The organism is Comamonas sp. (genome assembly GCF_036666375.1).
Lineage (GTDB): Bacteria > Pseudomonadota > Gammaproteobacteria > Burkholderiales > Burkholderiaceae_C > Comamonas.
On record NZ_JAVWWA010000059.1, the window covers coordinates 3791 to 6200 of the forward strand.

The window sequence follows — 2410 nt, forward strand, 5'->3', positions numbered from 1 at the left end:
GCTGTCCGTCTTGCGCCATGAATGGACGCAAAAGAGGTATGAAGGCCAGGCCCGCGGGTGTCGGACGCTGGAGATTGTCGGTGCTCAGGGCCGCAAGGCTGCGCCCTAGCGTCAGCGGGCCCATGGCATGCCGACTGTGCCGCGGACCGTATCCCAGTTTCGCCAGCGCGATATTCAGCCCTGCTTCCCCGGGCGTGCTGCTGGCGATCACCCGGCCATTCGTGTCCACCAACGCCAGGCTGCGCATGAACGGCAGGCCTCCCAGTGCCTGTTTCAGAAAGGCTTCGGTGCGGGTCTTTTCCGCGTTGGATGCCTGCAATGAGGCGAACTCGACCAGCGTGTCCATTGCGAAAAAACCGGTTTCGACGGTGCGTGTGGTCTGGTCCTCCAGCATGCGTGCCACCAGTTCCGCCTTTTCCTGAACCGAGAGTATGGTTTCCTCCCTGTCATTGAAAGCCACCCACAAGGTCGCCACCAGAACACCGGCGGTCAGCAACATGCCCGCAACCAAGGCTTGCGTGCTTGATCTAGGACCCAGGCTTGCGGCGAAAGCGCGCAAATTGCCGCGCAATCTCTGCAGGAAAGATGCTGGCGCCATGTCAACGAACGACAATTTCGGAGAGGCCGTTCCTGCTCGCCGCGGCATCCAATCTGCCGTCACGCTTGGTGCGTGCGACAAAATCATCCATGGTCTTGAGCCAGGCGTCGTCTCCCGGCTTCACGGCATAGGCATACGGCAGCACGTACACCGGCTTGGGCGGAGAAACCAGGCGCGCCCAGTCGGCGTTGTCGAGCAAGCGGCGGGTGTAGGGGTAGTCGGACAGGAACACATCGATCCGTCCGCTTTCCAATTCCTGCTCGCGCGTAGCCGGGGGCGAGATCCGGATCAGCTTGGCGTGCTTGAGGCGTTCGCTCATCACAGGTTCCATGAAGGTGCCCGCCTGCACGCCAACCAGCACGCCTGACTGGTCGATATCGGACCATTGCTTGATCACGGCATTGCTCTGGGTGGTGATGCCGTAGATGTCGCTGCTGAGGTAGGGCTGGGTGAACCGCATGTGGGCCAGGCGCTGGGGCAGCATGCCGATGGCGAACATGCCTACGTCGCAACGGTCGGTGCGCAGATCCTCGGCAATCGAGGTGAAAGAGGACTCGACGTATTCCACCTTCACCTTGAGATCCATGCCCAGTTCTGCGGACAGATCGATGTCTATGCCTTTCAATTGCTGGGTACGCGGATTCCTGAACGTGACGCCATAGTAATCGGGCCAGATGCATACGCGCACCACCTTCTTGCCCGAGACCCTGTCCTGCACCGGTCCCGCCGACGCGGCCCCGCTGCAGACCAGGCTGGCAAGGGTGCTGACGCAAGCGAATTGAATGAGGGTATGCATGGTGGTCTTCATGGTGTTTCTTTCACTCACGGTGCGTCTATCAAATCGGCAAATGAGGGGCGCAGCTTGCTGATTCTGCAGCGCAAGCCGTCCAGCATTTCGCTGTGAAGAACGAATGTGTCCACGATCACGGGATCGAATGCCTTGCCGCGTTGCTCCACGAGCATATCCAGGGCCGTGCTGGCAGTCATTGCCGGGCGATAGACGCGATCCATGGTCAAGGCGTCGTAGAAATCGACGATGGCGGTGATGCGGCCCGACAAGGGAATGTTGTGCCCTGCGAGTCCACTTGGGTAGCCCGTGCCGTCGTAGCGTTCGTGGTGGGTCAGTGCAACCTCGGCCGCGAGGCGGAACACAGGAACGCTCGAATTGCCGATGATCTCGGCACCTGCGCGCGGATGCCGCTGGATGATTGCACGCTCTTCCTGCGTGAGGGGGCCGGCTTTCTTGAGCACATGGTCGGGGGTGCCGATCTTGCCGATGTCATGCATGGGCGCGGCGCGTCGCAGCATGCGTGCAAAGTCCTGTTTGCAGCCCAGGAGAAGCGCCAGCGCCTCGGCAAGAAAGCCGATGCGCACGATATGCACGCAAGTGTCGTCGTCGCGCGCCTCCGCTGCCGAGCACAATTGCAGCAGTGTTTCATTGTGTGCCCGGGTGAGGTCCTTCAGCGCCTTGTTGCGTTCACGGTACACATGCCCGAAATCTTCGACAAAGCGGATCATCTGTTCAGCCGCGGCTTCGTCAAAGCGCATGCTTTCGCCCGGAGATCGGTAGAGCGTACCTTCAGTGGTTCTGGTCATGGGCAGCCTCCAGCCGGTAAACTGTTTCCAGCACCTGGATGGTGCTGAAAGGTTTGACGAGGTATTCATCGGCACCTGCATTCATGCCGTTTTGCCGGTCTTCTGCCTGGCCGCGTGCCGTGAGCATGATGACCTTGGTATGCCTGAGCGCCGGATTCGCCTTGATGCAGCGGCAGACCTCCAGGCCCGACAGCGTTCCGGGCATCATGACGTCCA

General features: G+C 60.7%; 3 protein-coding genes and 1 pseudogene. All 4 read right to left on the bottom strand.

The features are described 5' to 3' along the window. Nucleotides 1–499 (bottom strand): annotated as a pseudogene (locus RR928_RS14810) (PAS domain-containing sensor histidine kinase); the annotation flags it as partial. A 100-nt stretch (nucleotides 500–599) separates the two neighbouring features. Next, a complete protein-coding gene (locus RR928_RS14815) occupies nucleotides 600–1394 on the bottom strand; it encodes an ABC transporter substrate-binding protein (protein ID WP_332683115.1) in 795 nt (264 codons plus the stop codon). A 26-nt stretch (nucleotides 1395–1420) separates the two neighbouring features. Continuing rightward, nucleotides 1421–2194, bottom strand: coding sequence for an HD-GYP domain-containing protein (locus tag RR928_RS14820; protein WP_332535950.1), 774 nt, complete (start codon nucleotides 2192–2194; stop codon nucleotides 1421–1423). After that, a partial coding sequence (locus tag RR928_RS14825; RefSeq protein WP_332535948.1) for a response regulator transcription factor occupies nucleotides 2178–2410 on the bottom strand: 233 nt, incomplete at its 5' end. The genes RR928_RS14820 and RR928_RS14825, both read right to left, overlap by 17 nt.

Coding starts and splice junctions, on each gene's coding strand:
- RR928_RS14815 (WP_332683115.1), bottom strand. CDS start 1,394: ATGCATACCCTCATTCAATTCGCTTGCGTCAGCACCCTTGCCAGCCTG.
- RR928_RS14820 (WP_332535950.1), bottom strand. CDS start 2,194: ATGACCAGAACCACTGAAGGTACGCTCTACCGATCTCCGGGCGAAAGC.